The sequence below is a fragment of the Providencia sp. PROV004 genome (genome assembly GCF_011045615.1).
GTDB classification, from domain to species: Bacteria; Pseudomonadota; Gammaproteobacteria; order Enterobacterales; family Enterobacteriaceae; genus Providencia; species Providencia rettgeri.
On record NZ_CP042859.1, the window covers coordinates 3372260 to 3387762 of the forward strand.

The 15503-nt window shown below is 37.8% G+C and carries 14 protein-coding genes and 3 tRNA genes; 3 read left to right on the forward strand and 14 right to left on the reverse strand.

All coding sequences use genetic code 11. The features are described 5' to 3' along the window. Positions 1-91: 91 nt before the first annotated feature. The 3 genes from FVA69_RS15385 to FVA69_RS21750 are packed head-to-tail and all read right to left on the reverse strand — an operon-like array spanning position 92 to position 1986. Entirely contained in the window at positions 92-1210 is a 1119-nt protein-coding gene (locus FVA69_RS15385; protein ID WP_110731791.1) for a PTS fructose transporter subunit IIC, read from the reverse strand. Next, complete coding sequence (locus FVA69_RS15390) at positions 1197-1517, reverse strand: PTS fructose transporter subunit IIB (protein ID WP_004909112.1); 321 nt, start codon at positions 1515-1517, stop codon at positions 1197-1199. The genes FVA69_RS15385 and FVA69_RS15390 overlap by 14 nt, the downstream gene beginning before the upstream one ends. Before the next feature lie 22 nt (positions 1518-1539). Then, positions 1540-1986 carry a hypothetical protein gene (locus tag FVA69_RS21750; RefSeq protein WP_109910949.1) on the reverse strand — a complete coding sequence of 149 codons (447 nt, stop codon included), beginning with the start codon at positions 1984-1986 and terminating at the stop codon, positions 1540-1542. Between the two features lie 928 nt (positions 1987-2914). Here FVA69_RS21750 and gpmA point away from each other — a divergent pair. Both gpmA and FVA69_RS15405 read left to right on the forward strand, forming a co-directional pair. Next, complete coding sequence (gene gpmA / locus FVA69_RS15400; protein ID WP_004909107.1) at positions 2915-3667, forward strand: 2,3-diphosphoglycerate-dependent phosphoglycerate mutase; 753 nt, start codon at positions 2915-2917, stop codon at positions 3665-3667. A gap of 173 nt (positions 3668-3840) precedes the next feature. Further along, positions 3841-4581, forward strand: a complete 741-nt coding sequence (locus FVA69_RS15405; protein WP_109910947.1) for a hypothetical protein — start codon at positions 3841-3843, stop codon at positions 4579-4581. 65 nt (positions 4582-4646) lie between these two features. On the opposite strand, the gene FVA69_RS15410 is transcribed toward FVA69_RS15405, so the two are convergent. The 5 genes from FVA69_RS15410 to FVA69_RS15430 form a co-directional block, all read right to left on the reverse strand. Continuing rightward, a complete protein-coding gene (locus FVA69_RS15410; RefSeq protein ID WP_110731789.1) occupies positions 4647-5567 on the reverse strand; it encodes a hypothetical protein in 921 nt (306 codons plus the stop codon). A gap of 416 nt (positions 5568-5983) precedes the next feature. Continuing rightward, positions 5984-7039: a 3-deoxy-7-phosphoheptulonate synthase AroG gene (gene aroG, locus FVA69_RS15415; protein ID WP_164529081.1), complete on the reverse strand. Its 1056-nt coding sequence runs from the start codon at positions 7037-7039 to the stop codon at positions 5984-5986. 356 nt (positions 7040-7395) lie between these two features. Next, complete coding sequence (gene pnuC, locus FVA69_RS15420; protein WP_004909102.1) at positions 7396-8118, reverse strand: nicotinamide riboside transporter PnuC; 723 nt, start codon at positions 8116-8118, stop codon at positions 7396-7398. A gap of 64 nt (positions 8119-8182) precedes the next feature. Continuing rightward, positions 8183-9223, reverse strand: coding sequence for a quinolinate synthase NadA (gene nadA / locus FVA69_RS15425; protein WP_004909097.1), 1041 nt, complete (start codon positions 9221-9223; stop codon positions 8183-8185). A 498-nt stretch (positions 9224-9721) separates the two neighbouring features. Next, positions 9722-10567, reverse strand: coding sequence for a hypothetical protein (locus FVA69_RS15430; RefSeq protein ID WP_123382150.1), 846 nt, complete (start codon positions 10565-10567; stop codon positions 9722-9724). A gap of 400 nt (positions 10568-10967) precedes the next feature. Between FVA69_RS15430 and FVA69_RS15435 the strand changes: the two genes are divergently transcribed. Then, positions 10968-11846 (forward strand): aminoglycoside 6-adenylyltransferase, encoded by an 879-nt coding sequence (locus FVA69_RS15435; RefSeq protein WP_164529082.1) that lies wholly within the window; start codon positions 10968-10970, stop codon positions 11844-11846. A 345-nt stretch (positions 11847-12191) separates the two neighbouring features. Here the strand turns inward: FVA69_RS15435 and FVA69_RS15440 are convergent. The 6 genes from FVA69_RS15440 to tolB form a co-directional block, all read right to left on the reverse strand. Next, positions 12192-12267, reverse strand: a tRNA-Lys gene (locus FVA69_RS15440). 160 nt (positions 12268-12427) lie between these two features. Then, a tRNA-Lys gene (locus tag FVA69_RS15445) sits at positions 12428-12503 on the reverse strand. A 37-nt stretch (positions 12504-12540) separates the two neighbouring features. Then, a tRNA-Lys gene (locus FVA69_RS15450) sits at positions 12541-12616 on the reverse strand. Between the two features lie 196 nt (positions 12617-12812). Continuing rightward, positions 12813-13604, reverse strand: a complete 792-nt coding sequence (gene cpoB, locus FVA69_RS15455; protein ID WP_109912827.1) for a cell division protein CpoB — start codon at positions 13602-13604, stop codon at positions 12813-12815. Positions 13605-13626: 22 nt separating this feature from the next. Next, positions 13627-14124, reverse strand: a complete 498-nt coding sequence (pal, locus tag FVA69_RS15460; protein WP_004909091.1) for a peptidoglycan-associated lipoprotein Pal — start codon at positions 14122-14124, stop codon at positions 13627-13629. 44 nt (positions 14125-14168) lie between these two features. After that, positions 14169-15461, reverse strand: coding sequence for a Tol-Pal system beta propeller repeat protein TolB (gene tolB, locus FVA69_RS15465; RefSeq protein WP_004909089.1), 1293 nt, complete (start codon positions 15459-15461; stop codon positions 14169-14171). Positions 15462-15503: the final 42 nt, after the last annotated feature.

Consider the following 15503-nt stretch of genomic DNA (forward strand, 5'->3'; position numbering starts at 1 on the left):
TTTATGACCTTAAAATATTTTTAGCAGAACAAACCCGTCACGTTATTCACGCTAATTAACACAGCATAAGATTATTAAGATAAAGTTCTAATTAACGTCCGACTTTAAATTTAGGAATCGCCGTTTCTATTTTTTTAGTTTCTATCGTTTTATTTCCACGAAATATTAATAAAGAACCAACAGTGATAATTCCAGATCCTACAGCAACCGATAATATATATATCGGCCATTTATCTACGGCCAACCAGCCATAAAACCCTGAAATAGGCGCATGGTTTATCGCACCTAAACCAACTGCCATCGCCGCACCTGTTGCTGCACCAACTATATTAATAATAATAATTTTTGGATTTGCCAGCGCAAATGGAATTGCACCCTCTGAAACACCAATTAACCCCATTAATGTCGACGCTTTGCCAGCCTCTCGTAATGACTCAGGAAAACGTTTTGCCCAAATTAACGTTGCTAAGCCAATGCCAATTGGGGGAATAATAATAGCCACTTGAGCCGCAGTATTTGGCTCATAAATTTCCGATGCTAATAATGCCATTGCAGTAGTTACAGCCGCTTTATTAACTGGCCCCCCAAGGTCAAATCCAACCATGGCACCAATAACGGCAGCAAGAATAATTTTGTTAGATCCCGACATTGATAAAAGCCATTGTTCCATACCATGATTAAGTGCCGCTAAAGGTGCACCAATCACAAATGCCATAATAATACAGGTGAGTAATGTACCCCCGACTGGTAAAATAAAAATAGGTCCTGCTGATGCAAGTGATTTGGGTAATTTCGTATATTTCGCTAATAAACGAACAATGTAACCCGCAATAAATCCTGCCGCTAATGCACCTAAAAACCCCGTCCCTAAATTGCTAGCCAATAGGCCGCCAACCATGCCTGGCGCTAGTCCGGGTTTATTCGCAATCGCAAAACTGATATAACCCGCAACAATGGGTAACATGAGTGATAACGCTAACCCACCAAAACCATCAAATTTATGAAGCATTTGCACCACAAAATTTGTCGCATCCTGATGGCTTGCATCCCAAATATTATCAATGCCATATAAAGATGCACCAATACGCGCTATCCCCATAATTACCGCACCAGCAATAACAAATGGCAGCATCCATGACACACCAGTCATAATGGCATTTTTAATTTCCGTACCAATACCTAATTTAGACGCACCATTAAACTGCCCCATTCTTCATTTCCTCCTCGATGGCATCAATAATTGCATCGCCATACTTAATTGGATCAGCAACGCTACATTCAAGCTTAATCATTCCATCAAATCGTTCCTTATTAATAACAGCGACATCAGCAGCCAAAATGACCGCATCTGCTCTTGCTAAGTCGTCACTGGTAATTTCATTTTCAATTCCCATACTCCCTTGGGTCTCAACTTTGATTTCGTGACCACGTTTTTTCCCTACGATATCCAATGCTTCCGCTGCCATATAAGTATGAGCAACACCAGTAGGACAAGCAGCGACACAGATAATAAACATAACAACTCCTTAAAAATTTAATTCAGGTAATAAAAAAAGCACAATGGCGAAAACGCGCATTGTGCTTTTGAAAGACAATTAAAGTTAAATTAGCCAAATTTCCAGGCGCACCACTAGAATGACGGCAAGTCATCATGTGACGTAAACTAGAAACAAGGAACAAAAATAGCAATTCGTAACGCTTACGAATATTCAGTGATATTAATGGCTTTACGTAATACTTTCTTTCTACTTTAACCACACCGCTAGCAAATAATTCGGTATAAAGCGTCTGTGCACTCAGCCATAATTGCGACCAATTAACTGAAAAATCATTTTCTAATTGGTTAGGGTATTCGGATTCGTCTTTTTCTAAAGAGGTAACGGGAACAAACCAGCAAATTTTGCTCAATAAAGCCTTCATTTTGCTATCAAGTGACAGCAAAAATAAAATGCAGGTCTTAAAAAATGAAGCAAAATGTAAAGACATCGTGTTTCCCCTTTAGAAATTGGCATCATTCTAAACGTATAAAATAGAAAATTACTGTGATTCCACACTCATTTATTAAAATAGATATAAATTAAAACCGTCAAAACCTTATTAACGACCTTCGTTAATTAATAATAAATTGATTATTAATGACTTAGATTAAATTATAAAAATATTTTTTATTTTAAAAATATATTTTAGTAAAAAAAGCAAAAGAATAAAAAACTGGAAATTCCACAATAATATAAATTATTAATCTGGCTTCTTTATATTAATTCAAAAAAAGTATTTTTATGCATTTTTATATAGAATGCGATTCAATCCACAAGCTTAATTAAAAGGAATTTAATGAAATAAAAAATTTGAAAAATAACAAATTTAAGATAGGTCAGAATAATGAAGTATTGATTAATGCTTAACTCATTAAATTTATATTGCTCAATAAGTGAGACAATGTAATTCATCAAAAGCTGATAACATTTTCAATGTTATCAGTTCATTGGACCATTACAAACTCACGACTTCAAGCACAATGTTCAAACGAGTCAGTGTACCTCAATCACCGAACAAAAAACTTATGGTGAAAAAACAAACTTGGTTTAAACAGCAATCATCAGTAATTTGTAAAAAAACAACCAACTGCCTGTTCTTTGCCTTAAAGTTATTAGGCACTTTGCTTGATATCCATCATAAGAATGTACAAACCGTCATTTTATCGCTTGCTGTATCGATTCAATTCGAGTTAAATTTAGAGTATCCACAGGATCTACAAACTTAGAAAACAAGTCATTACCCTCATGTAAAATTTGTTTTTCACATAGATAGGGAGAAAACGCAAGTTGCTACTGGCGTTCGAGTTGACTATCCCTATAATGTAGGTCAGCAACAATTCATTTCTAATTAGAATGTACTGATAGGAGTTTTAGCTATGGCTGTAACTAAACTGGTTTTAGTAAGACACGGTGAAAGTGAGTGGAACAAAGAGAACCGCTTCACAGGTTGGACTGACGTAGAACTGTCTGATAAAGGCCGCGAAGAAGCAAAAATTGCAGGCCAACTGCTAAAAGACGAAGGTTTTGTTTTTGATTTTGCTTACACTTCCGTTCTGAAACGCGCTATCCATACTTTATGGAACATCCTTGATCAAGTTGAACAATCATGGTTACCAGTCGAAAAAAGCTGGAAATTAAATGAACGTCATTACGGTGCTCTGCAAGGTTTAGACAAATCAGAAACCGCAGCAAAATACGGTGACGAACAAGTTAAATTATGGCGTCGTGGCTTTGCCATCACACCACCTGACCTGACTAAAGATGATGAACGCTTCCCTGGCCACGACCCTCGCTATGCGAAACTGTCAGAAAACGAATTACCAGTCACTGAAAGCTTAGCAACAACAATTGAACGTGTTGTCCCTTATTGGGAAGAAGTGATCAAACCACGTGTCACCAGTGGTGAGAAAGTGATCATTGCCGCTCACGGTAACTCACTGCGTGCTTTAGTTAAACACTTAGACAACTTAAGTGAAGATGAAATTCTTGAATTAAATATCCCAACTGCGGTACCAATGGTTTATGAATTCGATGAAAACATGAAACCAATCAAACGTTACTACCTAGGTAACCAAGATGAAATCGCTGCTAAACAAGCTGCAGTTGCAAACCAAGGTAAAGCGAAGTAATTACTTACTTTATCTTTAATACAGAAGGGTTAAGCCATTTGCTTAGCCCTTTTTTATTATCTGAAATATGACCTTATTCCCTCTATAACAAAAAACACTAACTGTTAGTTTTAGAAAGAGGAATAAGCGGCTATCATAGGGAAAACACATTGAAAGGTTGATAAAACAACAAAATGAACAAATTTAATATGTATGTTTGGGTTGGTCTTGTATTGAGCGCCAGTATCTTAGGCTCTCTGCTGTATATGATCCAAGGTGGCGAATTAGTCGTTGATGGTTCAAATGGTGCAGCTAATGCTGAGCTGATGAAAACCTTAATGATCATTGCCTGTGTCAGCTTTCCAGTACAAATTATTAGTATGATGGTGATGGCTTATAAACCTCGGTTATCCATTGTTCTTACGATATTAAGTAGCCTAGCATTGATGCCAATCACCATTGTATTTACTATGGGAATGATTTTCTCTGCGATCCGCTGGCGCTATCATCAACTAAACCAATTTGATACATCTTTAAATGTTCAATTTGACCAACGTGTTGAGTTCAACAAACGTAATAACCGTATTTTAGTCGGCGCACTTGGTTTAATCAGTATCACTTTCATTATATTAAGCCAAAGTTTAGGGATGTTCCTGTTTGTTTTTACCATTTTTCTTGGTTACTTCGGCAAAAAAGCGGGAGATGGCGTTTATTTAGCCGTCAAAGATGCTCATTTATATATTCGCCCCAATATTTTTGCTCATTGTTACCGTATTCCCTTAAAAGATGTCACTTACGTGAAAGGTGAAAAAGGAAAAGTGCATTTCGATGTTCAGACCGACAATGAAGTATTGCAATTAACGGCAACGCCAGCTAATGCAACATCTGAAGAGAAAGCTAAGCTAATGGAGTTATTGAGTAAAATACAAAAATAGCTAGAGGATAATATTCTCTGCCAATAAATATATTGACAGAGAATTTTATTAATTAAATTTTACTATTAGTTGTATATAGCTGGGTGAATAATCTGTGTATGGCTGAGTGAATTAATTTGATGATCATTCCTCACCCCAAAACTCATATCTGCTGGAGCAAAACCTGCCATAACAGAAACAAAGTTTTGAGTTCCAGCTTCTTGTTTTCTAATCGCCTCTTTGTACGCTTTCATCGTTGATTTAGTATGAGTTATATGAGACTCGAAAATATCTCGGTTACTTATAGTATCGTTATATTTGGTTTCTATTTCTCTTGCTTCCGTTAGAGATCCCTGAAGACACTTATCAAATATTTGTTTCTGATAATTTTTTGCCATTGAATCATACAAATCAACCATTTTCTGATTACTGTTTAGTTCGCCAATATAATCCGAATAAAAAGCTTCTTTATCCGCAAGAAATTCCTTAACATTATTAACTAAAGAATGTACACTATTACTTCCATACCTAGAGTTTTTAGCTAGTTCTGAAAATTCATTGTCAATTGACTTCAATTCATGAAATAGTTTATCATTCATTCCATCAGTATCAATAACATCGAATACATACTTTAAATAAGGCTCTTCTTTAACTAATTTACTTCCATATTCACTTAATTCTTTAAGTAATGACTCTCTTTCATCAAGGCTTTCAGAATTAAAATATTTGATAATCATTTCCTTGAAATCAATTATACTACTTATCTGCTTTAGTGTTCCAATAGCATAATTATTAACTTCTAGAATATAATCTTTAATCTGCTGTAATTTTTTTTCACTAATCTCCCCCATATCTTTCTTATCAGAAAAAATTTTAATGTATTTTTCTGTACTGTTACTCATTATATGATAAATTTTCTCTCCAGAATCAATATACACACCTAAATCATGTGAATTTATTCTCATATATATATTACGATTCAATTCAATTTTGATATTTTTTTCCATTTTATTTCCTTTACTTTCCATATTTATTTAATCATAACTAAATTTAACAAAATAACTTTCACTAAATTACACTTAATAAATTGATAAAATTAACCATAGATTCTAGAAAAGCATATTTGCTAGTAAAATTAAAAAATCATTCCATTAAATAAGCCTCTAAGAGCCAAATAAAATCTAACAACTAAGATAGTGAATAAAAAATATCACACTTCAATAATTAGGTTTAAAATCAATTTAACCCAACCTAATAAAATAAACAAATTTTTATTTAATATTTAATAACACACAAACATTAAAAATGAAAATAATATATTTCATATGGATTGAAACTAGAGAGCTTAATATTTATAATTATATAAATATTAAAAAAGCCAATTCAATTATAGAATTAGCTTTTTATTTTAAAAAGAAGATATTTATTTCGTACGACGTGTAATCACTGCATCAGATAATTGACGTAAAACTTTTTCAGTATCATCCCAACCAATACATGCATCAGTGACACTTTTACCATAAACTAATGGCTCGCCCGATTCTAAGTTTTGGTTACCTTCAACAAGATTACTTTCAATCATAATCCCTGTAATAGAACGGTCACCATTACGGATTTGCTCGCTCACATCGGTCGCGACTTCCATTTGTTTTTCGAATTTTTTACAGCTATTTGCATGGCTAAAGTCAATCATGATACTCGGTACAAGCCCTGCTTTTTCCAGCCCTTCACGTACTTCTTGTACATGTTTAGCACTGTAATTTGGTTCTTTACCGCCGCGTAAAATAATATGACAATCAGGGTTTCCGCTAGTGTTCACAATGGCAGAATGCCCCCATTTAGTGACCGATAAGAAACAATGAGCTGAGCGCGCTGAATTAATTGCATCAATGGCAATTTTAATCGTGCCATCGGTACCATTTTTAAAACCGACAGGACAAGATAAACCTGACGCTAATTCACGGTGAATTTGTGATTCCGTCGTACGAGCACCGATTGCTCCCCAACTCATCAAATCTGCAACATATTGCGGGCTAATAACATCTAAGAATTCACCTGCAGTCGGTAAACCTTGGTTATTGATTGTTAACAGCAATTCACGTGCAATACGCAAACCTTCGTTAATATTAAAGCTACAATCCATTTTAGGGTCGTTGATCAACCCTTTCCAACCCACTGTGGTGCGCGGCTTTTCAAAATATACACGCATGACAATTTCTAAAGAACCTTTAAGTTCTTCACGCAATTTACCTAAACGCTCTGCGTACTCTAAAGCCGCTTTAGTATCATGGATTGAGCAAGGCCCGATGACGACAACCAAACGGTCGTCCTTGCCTGCTAAAATATTGTGGATAGCGAGGCGTGCTTCATGAACGGTAAACGCAGCTTTATCGGTTGCTGGAAATTTTTCAAGCAGAGCAATAGGTGGTAAAAGTTCTTTTATTTGTTTTATTCTGACGTCATCGTTCTGATAATTCATACCCGTATATCCAATGTTTATTATTTTTTACTGTAGTTGATTTGCATGCTAGGTTTCTCCCAAGTTACTGCGCTTGAGTAAAGCGTTGAGCGGAACGGTGAATGACTTCACTGGGCTTAAAAAAACTTACAAGATAATTAGCATCGAATTTTTAATCTAACCGTTCAACCGAAGTCTGTAAACAGGCAAACGCACGATAAAACCATGGTTTTATTAATCGCTAATTATAAAATGAGGTGAAAGGCTGATATTTAGCACAATAAACAAGCTAAAAACCCATTTAGCAGAGCAAAGAATAACTAAAACGGCTAAACAACGATGATGTCACTTTAGCCGTTTTATCGGATTTTTTCTGGCTAAACACGCGAAATTGGTGAGGAGCCATTCTCTTTAGCTGATTTTATCCAAAGTCTGGAGCCATTGACCGCGATACCTAACAAAATTAAGTATTCTAAAGACATCGCATAAACACCTTGAATAAAGAAAATAATAATACTAATCACATTAATAATGACCCACAGTAGCCAGTTTTCTACATACTTACGCGTCATCAAGATCATTGCGACGACAGAAAGTATGGTCATTGCAGAATCCCAGAATGGGAATGCATCCGGTTCTATCGTAGGCATCGCAAGGTTGGCACCAAACAGATTTAACAACTCGACTGCCCATCTTGCTAGTACGCCAAATACTGCATCAATATTAAATGTGAGATAAATAATAGCAACGACTGAAATAACCAGTGTTATAGCCGCTTTTGGTAAGCTCAACCAACGAATTTTTAACTCTGCTTGCTGCGAACTGGTGACCCTACTCCATGCATACCAGCCATAAATATTGGCGACAAAGAAAAATATCTGTAGCAATAAATTTGCATATAGCTGAATTTGAAAGAAAATAACTGCAAACAGAGAAACGTTAATTAGCCCAAACAGATAATTAATCGTTTTTTCTAAGCTGGCAAGCAAGATACAAAGTAAGCCGGCAATGGTCCCCACGGCTTCAATGTAAGATAAATCATAAACTGAACCCCATAGCGGGATCTGCACTAACGTATTGGCTGTACTAAAGAAATCCATCCCAAAATCCTTTATAAGTGATCGTTAATGTTGTATTGCTCAGTACTTCATTAAATTGAATTTATTATTTTAGACTCTCTGCAAAATCTAGCATCTTATTTAATGGTCGTAATGCTTTTTCTCGTAATATCTCACTGACATGAATTTGATGATCTTGCGTATTCCCTTCTAAAGCGTCAGCAATCGCTTTTAAGCCATTCATTGCCATCCAAGGGCAATGTGCACAAGTACGGCATGTAGCGCCCTCACCCGCTGTTGGAGCGATGTAAAGCGTCTTCTCGGGGCAAGCTTGCTGCATTTTGTAAAAAATACCTTTATCCGTCGCCACTATCATCGATGGGTTAGGTAAATTTTGTGCTGCTTTAATTAATTGACTTGTAGAACCAACCGCATCCGCTAGGTCGACAATCGCTTGGGGTGATTCAGGGTGCACCAATACCGCTGCTTCAGGGTATAGTGCTTTCATTTTTTCTAATGATTGCGTTTTAAATTCATCATGAACAATACAAGCCCCCTGCCAACACAGAATATCTGCCCCAGTTTGCTGTTGAACATAACGTCCGAGATGGCGGTCAGGAGCCCAAATAATTTTTTCACCTAAGCTGTCTAAGTGTTCAATCAATTCCACTGCTATACTTGAGGTCACAACCCAATCAGCCCGAGCTTTAACTGCTGCAGAGGTATTGGCATACACCACTACGGTTCTATCTGGGTGCTCATCACAAAAACGGATAAACTCCGCTTCAGGACAACCAATATCAAGGGAACATTGGGCTTCTAATGTCGGCATTAAGACTTGCTTTTCTGGGCTGAGAATTTTTGCAGTTTCGCCCATAAATTTCACCCCAGCAACAACCAAAGTTGATGCCGAATGCTTTGCACCAAAACGCGCCATTTCAAGAGAGTCTGCGACACAACCCCCCGTTTCTTCAGCCAATGCTTGAATTTCAGGGTCAGTATAGTAATGTGCAACGATCACCGCATTTTTTTCGAACAAAAGCGATTTGATCCGCTGCCGATAAAATGATTTTTCATCCGAGCTTAATCGTGCGGGTTTTGCTGGGAATGGATAAACTGACTGGTCAAAATCGATAAACACGCTCATTGGTTGTCTCTGTTTAGCAAAAAGCGATTTTAATAGTTAAACCAAGCTAAAAACCGCCTAAATTCACAATTTTTGTTTTATATACTAAACACGATACGCTAATTTGCTCAATAAGTCTTCACTATTTTTACTTATCTAGCATCATTTCCTCCCCATTAGCGATTCTCCTCAAAGGATATACCCTGCATGAAAGCAAAAGTTGATTCCTCTTTGATTTATCAATAGATGGTGTTTAATTAAGAGGCTAACTTGTATATGTAATAGGGATCGTACACGTTAATTTTATATCCCCCAATAATTCGGGTTGCGGGCAGGCGACAAGGAAAATAGACGGAGTGCATAGATAAACTCTGTGGCTCGACGAGCGTAGTCACTTATACCTCAACGAAATGCCCTGCAACTTGAAGAGTCACGGGTATAAATGTCATGAAATAAAAAAGTTACAACCTGCCGACTTGTACTGTAGACAGGTATGATAAATCAAAGGAAGATATGCAACTAATATATTGGTATAGGTAGAAAAATGGATTCTATAATATTATTATGACTTACTATATTAGATAGAATTTTCTCTCTACTGTAAAACCCTGCAATATTCTCGGTCAAATTTCCACTCTCAATATGTAATTCAGATTTTATTTTGTTTTCGTAACTAATAGCATCACCCTCTTTAGTACTATCTTGTATTAATTTATCACTCGACATATCCATTTTTTGCCTATACTCAGTAATAATTTCAAGTTCATCATTCTCAGCATTATTAATCTCTAATTCCTCATCCGATTGTTTATATTGCTGTAAACTTCCTATCGAATAAGATATATCACTTGCAGTGTATCTTAAATTAGCCAAGGAAGAGTGAAAAGTTAAAGTATATTCTTTAGTATCAGTGATCAACTGGCTAACCTTCGAGTCAAACGTGGATAACAATCTGTGTAATCTAGAACTAATGGATGGATAATTACGAATGCTTTCTGTCACATTGTCATAACACTCAGCGATATTTGGTGTAATGTTTTTTATCTCTTCTGGGTTTTTAATATAAAAGCGCAATTCATCTTGCAGTTGCTTATATTTATCTAGAGCATTCTTAACGGTATGAATATAAACTTTAACCCTATCAATATATATTTTAGATTGAATATATTCAACATATGTTAGTTTACTTTCCAACTTATAACTTTCGGCAAGGAATATACTCTCGTGTTCAGCTTCTATTTTTAATGTTTGTTCAGTTAATGTATCTAGTTCTACATGAAGTTCTTTTATATTTCCACTTATGGATTCATGATAATCTTTTAATTCAAAAAGATTATCATCTCGTTTTAATATACTTATTTTCATTTTATTCCCTTTAAAAAATAAATGATAATTTGATAAGAAATAAAATTCTATTTTAATATATAATAAGGGAAACAATAATTTATAAATATAGCTACAGATAATAAAAAACAGCGTAAGTTCAGGAGACTTTCCAAAAAGTAAAATTTAAATTAAGTTTACATTAGCGATATCACCACGGTACTTTTTCCGTCCCCATGTTTAACACAATGTGCTTTTCGCAATTAAGGCAATTTTGGTACTAACACAGCTTAAATTCTGTCACATCACCTATAAACGCTAACAATTTTCCCTCACTTCGAAAAAAACTTGGGCATTTAAGTAGTTTTTTGCGTCTGAAGCTTCGCTTTTCTGCCTCTTTATCGGTATCTTAGCCATCCTTACTTAATTCATTAGGTCAGTTATGGAATCACCTGCATTATTAATAAATAAAATTATTTCAGTTTCATTGCTCGATCCAAGAATTGAAGCCGTGGTATTAACTGGCTCTCGAGGGCGAGATCAACATGTTGATAGTTATTCCGATATTGATATCGAGCTGATCGGCCACGGTACATCTGAAATATTCAATCAGAAGTCTTGGATAAATCAGTTTGGTGGACCTATGGTTGCCCTTCATTTGCTAAATCTTGAAGAGGATGCCCCTGATTGGCCAACTTGCTTGGTGATCTTTGAAGAAGGCCGCAAAGTGGATTTCACTTTTGCTGAGCCTGAGCGCTTATCTAAGATGAAGCTGCAAGGTTTAGATACGACATTTTCCCGTGGTTTTACTGTATTACTCGATAAAACAGGGATCACTGAAGGCTTACCTGAAAGTGCTAACCAACAAGTATTTGCTCCTCCTCAATTAACAATATCGCAATTCGCTGACGTTGTATCTGATTTTTGGCATGAAGCACATCAAGTTACCATTGCTTTAACACGAGATGAGTTGTGGGTCGCATGGTCAAGAAGTGCGGATATGAAACAGTATTTTTTAACGCTGCTAGAACGCCTTGTTTCTTTACAAGGTGGACATGTTTGGTATAAAGGACGCAACTACCATGAGTGGATGCCTAAACCTTATATCGAGGCATTGGAGGTTATTTTTAATTGTGGAACGGCTCAAAGCGCCGCATTGTCTCTTCAGTGTTTAATGCGCTGCTTTAAAGATGTAACTATTGAGCTCGCTAGCCTTCAAGGATTTGATAATATGCAGATTATGGCTGAGAAAATGCAAGAACTACTTATTGGTATTTTACAGGATAACGCCTTACTTCCAGAAACTGGTGAAATAAGATAAATAAAGTACAGCAAAGGAATGCAGTGCTTTCATGTCGAGATATGGCTCGGCAGCTGAACATTTACTGGATTGGTATTGAGATGGTGGGTCGTGCAGGATTTAAATCCTTCGGATTTACCCTACGGGCTGAACCTGCAACCAGCTTATCGAGGTATGGCTTAACGATTGAGTATTTACTGAATTGGGAATTGAATACTAAGGCTGGACTTGAGATGGTGGGTCGTGCAGGATTTAAATCCTTCGGATTTACCCTACGGGCTGAACCTGCAACCAGCTTATCGAGGTATGGCTTAACGATTGAGTATTTACTGAATTGGGAATTGAATACTAAGGCTGGACTTGAGATGGTGGGTCGTGCAGGATTCGAACCTGCGACCAATTGATTAAAAGTCAACTGCTCTACCGACTGAGCTAACGACCCATCTTTGGGATTACTTAATTACTTGTTTGTGCAGGATTTTAAGTTCTTCGAACTTCCCCTTAAGGGCCGAACCTGCAACCATCTTGTAAAACTCAAATATTCTACCGACTGAGCTAACGACCTATCTGGATTACTTCTTTTTGCTACTATAGGTTTTAGATGGTGGGTCGTGCAGGATTCGAACCTGCGACCAATTGATTAAAAGTCAACTGCTCTACCGACTGAGCTAACGACCCATCTGGATTACTTCTTTTTGCTACTATAGGTTTTAGATGGTGGGTCGTGCAGGATTCGAACCTGCGACCAATTGATTAAAAGTCAACTGCTCTACCGACTGAGCTAACGACCCATCTAAAACAATATTTCTAACTAAATTTCTTTTTGTCTTTCGAGATTCTTGGCTAACAGTATTCTCGTATCAACGGCGGCTTATATTACTGATTTCTGACGAGGGTGCAATGATTTTTTTGCAAAAAAAGATTAAATGCACACTTATCATACTGATAACCCCGAAATATTCGGTAATATGGCTTCGGGGTTATAAATTAAAGTGTACTCAGCTTTTTTTCGGCTAATTTTGAACCAGCACTGTTTGGATATTGTTTCAGCACCTGTTGGTAAACAGCTTTTGCTTTATCTTTCTGTCCCTTATCTTGCATGATCAGCCCAACTTTATATAAGGCTTCGCTGCTTTTTTGGGATTTAGGATATTGCTTAACTACAGTTGCGAAATAAAAAGCAGCATCGTCTTTGCTACCTTTATTGTAGTTTAACTGCCCCAACCAATAATTGGCGTTAGATTGATACCCAGACTTAGGATAGGCTTTAACAAAGCCTTGTAATGCCCCTATTGCCTGATCAATTTGAGCTTTGGATTTGCTTTCCATCGCTAATTTGACTGCAGCATTGTAATCATCTTTCTCATTCCCACCTGTATTAGCAGCTGCCGTAGGTGCCGTTGAGGAAGGTGATGCGTTTGATGCACTAGTGTCAGGTGTTGTTGTATCACCTGAAGTTGCTGAGTTTCCACCGCCTGCATTGTCTAATTGCATGTATAAATCTTTCTGGCGCTCAATAACTTGATTCAATTTGTATTCACTTTCTTGAATCTGACCACGTAACATGTCGATGTCGCGTTGGTTGTCAGCGAGTTGTTGTTGGATTTGATACATGATTTGACCTTGAGAGCTAACTGCTGTCTCAAGTTGGGTAAGGCGATCTGTTGTTGAACCAGATCCGACATTGTTGATTGGCGCTTGGGCAATAGCGGCCCAAGGGGCCGCTACGCCAACCAATAACGACAGACCGACTAGTAAGTGTCTGAAGTTACTGTTCATAATAGATAATTTCGCTTATCTATTAGTATGCAATGACTGCACGACGGTTTTTCGCGTAGTCTGCTTCAGTGTGACCTAACACAGCTGGTTTTTCTTTACCGTAAGAAACCAGTGAAACTTGGTCACCAGAAACACCTTTGCTTTGCAGGTACATTTTAACTGCATTAGCACGACGCTCGCCCAGCGCGATGTTGTATTCTGGAGTACCACGCTCATCCGCATGACCTTCAACAACAACACGTACAGATGGGTTGCTACGCAGGAATGCTGCGTGTGCATCTAACATTTCAGCGTATTCTGGAGATACGTTGTATTTGTCAAAGCCAAAGTAAACAGTGTTGTTTTGTTGCAGCTGTTCCATTTGCTGACGTGCCAGCTCTTCCGCAGACAGACCAGTGTTAGTTTGGTTAGTAGAAGTATCTACGCCATCTTGGTCATTGTTTTTGTTAGAGCTACAAGCTGCGACTGCCATGATTGGTAACGCGATCATCAGCCCTTTAAGCACTTTATTCAGTTGCATCGTTTTGATCCTTAATATTTTTTGCCACACATTATTATTATGCATCACAGATACGGCGACCAGGCAGGGAATTTAACCTGTCCATCGGTAGCCGGAAGACGCGCTTTGAAACGCCCGTCGGTCGAAACTAGCTGCAATATAGTCCCCAAGCCTTGAGAGGAGCTATAAATTACCATAGTGCCGTTAGGTGCGATACTCGGCGTTTCATCTAGGAACGTTTTCGTTAAAAATTCAACGTTGTTCGTTGCCAGATCTTGTTTGGCGACATGTTGCTGACCGCCGCCGGAGCTGACCATCACTAAGAAAGTACCATCCGGGCTAACATCAGCGTCCTGATTTTGTGTTCCTTCCCAAGACACACGTTCAGGGCTGCCACCATTAATATTTATTTTATAGATCTGCGGACGTCCCGCCTGATCTGAAGTATAGACTAAAGTTTGGCTATCTGGCATCCAGCTTGGTTCCGTATTGTTACTACGTCCATCAGTCACCTGACGAATTTGCCCACTCGCTAAGTCCATAACATATAAATTCAGGCTGCCTGTTTTAGACAGTGCAAATGCCAATTTTGTGCCATCTGGAGAGAATGCAGGTGCCCCATTATGACGTGGGAATGATGCTACCTGACGAACTGCTCCTGTTGATAACGTTTGAATGACAAGTGCTGAACTACCGCTTTCAAATGTAACATAAGCCAATTTCTCACCATCTGGTGACCATGCTGGCGACATCAAAGGTTCTGGTGAACGGTGAACCGTAAACTGGTTAAAACCGTCATAATCAGAAACTCGTAATTCATATGGATACTGACCGCCTTTGTTAACAACAATATAAGCAATACGAGTACGGAATGCGCCACGAATACCTGTCAATTTTTCAAAGACTTCGTCACTTGCAGTATGCGCTGCATAACGTAACCATTCTTTGGTTACTTTATATTGGTTCTGAGATAAAACAGCACCTGGGTTAGCCGCAACATCAACTAACTGATAGCTAACGACAAAGCTACCATCTGCTGCTGGCTGTACCTGCCCCACAACAACAGCATTAATACCTAATGCTGTCCACGCTTCAGGAATCACTTCAGAAGCGGTACCAGGTTGTTGAGGCATGCGGCTTGGCTCGATAGGGTTAAATTTCCCACTATTGCGTAAATCAGCTCCGACTATTTGGCCGACTTCTTGTGGTGGTGCACCCGCACCTGACCATTTAAACGGCACAACGCCAATAGGTTGAGCTGAATTAACACCTTCAGTGATCTCAATACGTATTTCAGCCTGAGCCACTGTCGCCCATAGCATTAGGAACCCTAAAACTACTTTAAAAGCCTGCTTCATTCTTATCTCCCTTACTGCGGATTATTTACTACCGCAATAATT